At 38.4% G+C, this 5,122-nt stretch carries 6 protein-coding genes; 5 read left to right on the plus strand and 1 reads right to left on the minus strand.

Translation table 11 applies throughout. The features are described 5' to 3' along the window. The coding region (locus E1176_RS06355) for a sigma-70 family RNA polymerase sigma factor (protein ID WP_155209742.1) at positions 1-565 on the minus strand (565 nt) is incomplete at its 3' end. A 203-nt stretch (positions 566-768) separates the two neighbouring features. Between E1176_RS06355 and E1176_RS06360 the strand changes: the two genes are divergently transcribed. From E1176_RS06360 to E1176_RS06380, 5 genes are all read left to right on the plus strand, one after another. Further along, a complete protein-coding gene (locus tag E1176_RS06360; protein ID WP_155209744.1) occupies positions 769-1,494 on the plus strand; it encodes a lipopolysaccharide core heptose(II) kinase RfaY in 726 nt (241 codons plus the stop codon). A gap of 112 nt (positions 1,495-1,606) precedes the next feature. Then, entirely contained in the window at positions 1,607-2,473 is an 867-nt protein-coding gene (locus E1176_RS06365) for a decaprenyl-phosphate phosphoribosyltransferase (RefSeq protein WP_155209746.1), read from the plus strand. 8 nt (positions 2,474-2,481) lie between these two features. Then, a complete protein-coding gene (locus E1176_RS06370) occupies positions 2,482-3,810 on the plus strand; it encodes an FAD-binding oxidoreductase (RefSeq protein WP_155209747.1) in 1,329 nt (442 codons plus the stop codon). A gap of 31 nt (positions 3,811-3,841) precedes the next feature. Then, complete coding sequence (locus E1176_RS06375) at positions 3,842-4,573, plus strand: SDR family oxidoreductase (protein ID WP_155209749.1); 732 nt, start codon at positions 3,842-3,844, stop codon at positions 4,571-4,573. Beyond that, positions 4,570-5,122, plus strand: a 553-nt coding sequence (locus E1176_RS06380) for an HAD-IB family hydrolase (protein ID WP_185152669.1), incomplete at its 3' end; no start/stop codon positions are given. The genes E1176_RS06375 and E1176_RS06380, both read left to right, overlap by 4 nt.

Below are 5,122 nucleotides of genomic sequence, written 5' to 3' on the forward strand. Positions count from 1 at the left end.
TTTTTTTTGCATAATCATTTAACTTTTCTTTCAACAGATTTCTGGCACGATGTAAACGGGAACGCACTGTACCTATTGGAATATCCAATATTTTGGCCATCTCATCGTACTTAAACCCTTCCAGATCACATAAAATGATCACAGTCCGAAAATCTACATCAAGTGAATTAAGTGCATTGGATATCTCGTCTCCTATCATATCCTGCACCGCATCAACCCTCAAATCTGTAGTGATAGACTCATCAACATCTTCAGAGTTGTAAAAAGTTTCAACTTCCTGATAATCTACTTTAGCAGGTTGTTTACTCTTCTTTCTGAAGTCGTTAATAAAGCTATTTTTCAGTATTCGGAACAACCACGCTTTCGCATTAGTTCCTTGCTCGAACGACTGAATAAAGCGATAAGCTTTGAGATAAGTATCTTGTACAAGATCCTTAGCATCATCCTCATCGAAGGTCAATCTGTACGCAAAGTTATACATAGAATCTATATGCGGAAGAAATTCGGTTTCAAAAACCCTTTCTTTCTCTGCCTTGGTATAACTTTGTCTTTGTTTCTCGGACATTAGCTTAAATGTACTAATTATGGGAATAAATTAAGTATTTTGATTTTTATTGTTGTCTATAACGTAAAAAACAGGTTTAGCTTTTACTTATATACGCAAATAATTACCAAAAGGGATGCCTATGTCTCATGCATGACACCAACCTGTGTTATAAGGCTAAATGAGGGGGTATTGTTTAACTAAACAAGCGATTTTTTAATAATTTGATTAGGAAAATAGATTATAAAGACTGGCAACTGATTACTACAGACAAACTATCTGAAAATCAGGCAAAAACCCTCTTTGATGCTATTGCCAACAAAAATTACACTACTACAGAACCTCTTAAAGTACACCACCGAAGCACTGTACTAAGAATTGCCTGGCAAAAACAGGATTTAGTACTCAAAATACCTACCGAAAAAAATACTAAACCCTGGATAAGGTTTATGACATGGTTTAGAATGGGCGAGGCTCATAAAAATATAGCTGGCATGAATAAATTGTGGGATAAAGGAATAAAAACCACAGCTCCTTTATTGGCTGCAGAAAAACGTAATCTGGGCATGGTGGTAGATTCGTGGCTAGTTTATGAGTACCTAGATGGTACCACATGCCTCGATAAGGAAGAAACCTACCCACTAGTTGTGAAAAAGCTCACACAAATGCATGCTGCCAAGCTCCTCCATGGTGACCCTCAAATAAGAAATTTTATAGCTTATAAAGACGATATTTATGTAATCGATAGTAACCCTAAGCATGTGGGTTGGGCCTTTAGCCGTGCCTACGAGTGGGCCTACCTCAGAAAAAGTGCTCCGGGTATTGAAAATTACTTCGGAAAGATAAACAACTGGTGGCTTTATAGGTTTGCTTACTGGTATGACATTTACGAACGTAGATTTGTCAGAAACAGGAGAAAGGTAAAACGATTTTTATTAGGTCGGTCATAAATTTTTACCCATCCAGCCTGTTTAAAATTTTCACATAATTTATAATTAAAGTAAAATAATTAAATTTTAAAGCCTTTTATAATTTACTATTTTTGGCTGTCTAAGATATACTATGGTTTCTGCAATTAAGCTAATCAGACCCCAACAGTGGGTAAAAAATTTATTCCTACTGATTCCTATATTTTTTGCTGGAGAGATTCTTAACCAGGAATTTTTACTGCCAATCATACTGGGGATCGTGGCCTTTTCATTAGTGGCAAGTTCTATATACGTGATCAACGATATTCAGGATATAGAAGCTGACAGACAGCACCCTAAGAAAAAATACAGACCACTTGCCAGTGGGCAAATCAGTAAAACTACAGGTTATATCATTTTTGTCCTTTTGGCCATACCAGGTTTGCTACTGGGTGCCTATCTTGATATCAATTATTTATATATACTACTGTTCTACTTTTTCCTAAATATAGGCTACTCAGCAGGCCTTAAGAGAATATCTATTTTAGATATGCTTATCGTTTCTGCGGGTTTCGTTTTGCGTACTGTATCAGGAGGTGTAATCGTAGACGTAGCTATTTCGCATTGGCTCCTCATCATGATTTTTCTGCTCTCTCTCTTTTTGGCTATAGCCAAAAGACGTGACGATGTATTGGTAATGCTAGAAAGTGGTGTTTCGGTAAGAAAATCTACCAAAAACTATAACCTGTACTTTATAGACTCAGCCCTAACTATGGTATCCGGTATCATCGTGGTAGCCTACCTGATGTATACTATCTCACCAGAAGTGCAGGAGCGAATCGACTTCAGTTATTTATACGCCACTTCAATATTTGTAATCACTGGCCTTATGCGGTATTTGCAAATTACACTGGTAGAAAAAAACAGTAGTTCTCCCGTGAGAGTTTTGTATACTGACCCATTCATACAAGCCACCCTTGGCCTTTGGGTTATTAGCTTTTTCATCATACTCTATATTTAAAAAAAGCGATGACAAAGATATCCGGCTGGGGCAACTACCCTATAATAGAAACAAAAGAAGCTTCTTTCGATAGAGCCAAAGAGGTTATAAATCTGATAAAGAGCAAAGACAGTTTTATCGCCAGAGGAAACGCACGGTCTTACGGAGACTCGGCATTGTACTCAAACACCATTTCTTCTCAGCGATATAATCGTATGCTTGCCTTCAACGAAGATGAAGGGATTTTCACTTGTGAAGCAGGTGTTCTCTTTAGTGAAATACTCGATGTGGTAGTACCCAAGGGGTGGTTTTTGCCAGTAACCCCGGGCACAAAATTCATTACTGTAGGTGGTGCTATAGCCTCAGACATACATGGCAAAAATCATCATAAGGAGGGTTCTTTCTCACAGCACTTAATGCAATTTGAGCTTGCTTGTGCAGATGGCACTGTAAAAACATGTAGTCGGGAAGAAAATAGCGACCTGTTTGAAGCAACCTGTGGGGGCATGGGGCTAACTGGTGTTATTTTAACAGCCACCTTTAAGCTTAAAGCAATTGAGACTGCATACATCAATCAGACTCAGACTAAGGCCAAAAATCTTGATGAAATCATTGATTTATTTCAGCAGCATGAAGCCGTCACGTATAGTATGGCCTGGATTGATTGTCTGAAAGGTGGAAAACAATTTGGCCGAAGTATTCTCATCACAGGTGAGCATGCTACAAAAGATGAGCTAAGTCAAAAACAGGCTAAGGCACCATTGCATTTACCTGAAAAGAAAAAATTAAACATCCCTTTCAACTTCCCTTCATTTGCCCTTAATGAGTTTAGCATAAAAGCTTTCAATGCGCTTTACTATGCTAAAAATATCAGGCGAGTAAGTTCTTCGGTTATTCCCTACGAGCCGTTTTTCTACCCACTTGATGCGATACTCAATTGGAATAGAATGTACGGCAAAAAAGGCTTTGTACAATACCAGTTCGTATTACCTTTAGAAACCAGCAAAAAAGGACTTACAGACATTTTAGAAAGAATCAGAAAAAAAGGATTGGGGTCTTTTTTGGCAGTCTTAAAACTATTTGGCGAGCAGGAGGACCTCATCTCGTTTCCGATGAAAGGCTTCACATTAGCACTAGACTTCCCAATAAAAAAAGGACTTTTTGAGTTCCTCGATGAGCTCGACAAGGTAGTGGTAAGCTATGGAGGTAGAATTTATCTCACCAAAGATGCACGCATGGACGCCAAGGTGTTTTGGGAAACTTATCCGCATATTGACAAATTTGTAGACATTGTAAAAAAATATAACCCTCAGGGAAAATTCACATCTTTACAATCACAACGCCTCCTAATAAAATAAAAGGGCGTAGCACTTAAAAAAATCAGCTATTATGAAATCTGTTTTAATACTTGGAGCAACATCTGATGTGGGCAAAGCACTTGCGCATGAATATGCGGGCAATGGTTATGAGCTATACTTAGGTGGAAGAAATACCGAAGATATCAGCCCCATCTGCAACGACCTGAAAATAAAACATGAGGTCTCTGCTACAGCATATACTTTCGATGCAATGAAGGTAGAAACTCATGATCAGCTTATAAGTAGCTTACCGAGCTTCCCTGATGTAGTTATATGCGTTTTTGGTTATTTAGGTGATCAGGAAAAAGCTCAGGAAAATTGGGACGTTGCTAATCAGATTATAGAAACTAATTACACCGGTGCTGCTTCAATTCTCGAGCGATTTGCTAAAAGTATGGAGCAAAACAAGTCCGGATCGATTGTAGGTATCAGTTCTGTAGCAGGTGAGAGAGGGCGACAGAGCAACTATTTTTATGGTTCAGCAAAGGCTGGTTTTACAGCCTATTTGTCAGGCCTGAGAAATCGACTCTTCCACTCAAATGTAAATGTGCTGACCGTAAAGCCTGGTTTCATAGACACAAAAATGACTGAGGGTATGGATTTACCAAAACCCCTTACAGCTTCACCACAACAGGTGGCTAAGGCCATTTACAAAGCAGAAAGAAAAGGAAAAGCCACCATTTATGTCTTAGGCATGTGGCGACTGATTATGTACATCATCAAATCGATTCCTGAATTTATATTTAAGCGACTAAAGCTGTGAGGAAACTCGTATTATTTGATTTTGATGGCACGCTTACTTATAAAGATTCATTTTTAGAATTTATTAAATTCTACCATGGATCATTTAAGTTTTACCTTGGCTTTGCCTGGCATTTGCCATCTTTGGTTCTTTTCAAGCTCAAAATTATACCCAATTGGAAGGCTAAGGAGCTTATTATCTCTCACTTTTTTAGAGGAGAAGATTTAGAGAAGTTTAATAAAATAGGAGACACTTTTGCCTCAGAAGAAATACCAAAAATGTTGAGACCTAAAGCTGAGAAGAAGCTAGCCGCTCACATTGAGGCAGGTGATGAAATTTACCTTGTTTCGGCTTCTTGCGAAAACTGGTTGGCAAGTTGGTGTAAAGACAAGGGTATCGGGCTAATTGCTACCCGTCTTGAAGTTGTAAATGGTCAGATTACTGGCAAAATTGACGGAAAAAACTGCTACGGCCCTGAGAAAGAGTATAGAGTGAGAGAAGTGCTCGACCTCAATAAATATGCTGACATAACAGCTTACGGTGACAGCAGTGGAGACAAAGAATTGTTAG

The organism is Fulvivirga aurantia (genome assembly GCF_009711475.1).
GTDB lineage: Bacteria > Bacteroidota > Bacteroidia > Cytophagales > Cyclobacteriaceae > Fulvivirga > Fulvivirga aurantia.

Bases quoted from the DNA above. Each gene is read 5' to 3' on its own strand.
- E1176_RS06365 (WP_155209746.1), top strand. From the start codon at position 1,607: ATGGTTTCTGCAATTAAGCTAATCAGACCCCAACAGTGGGTAAAAAAT.
- E1176_RS06370 (WP_155209747.1), top strand. From the start codon at position 2,482: ATGACAAAGATATCCGGCTGGGGCAACTACCCTATAATAGAAACAAAA.
- E1176_RS06375 (WP_155209749.1), top strand. From the start codon at position 3,842: ATGAAATCTGTTTTAATACTTGGAGCAACATCTGATGTGGGCAAAGCA.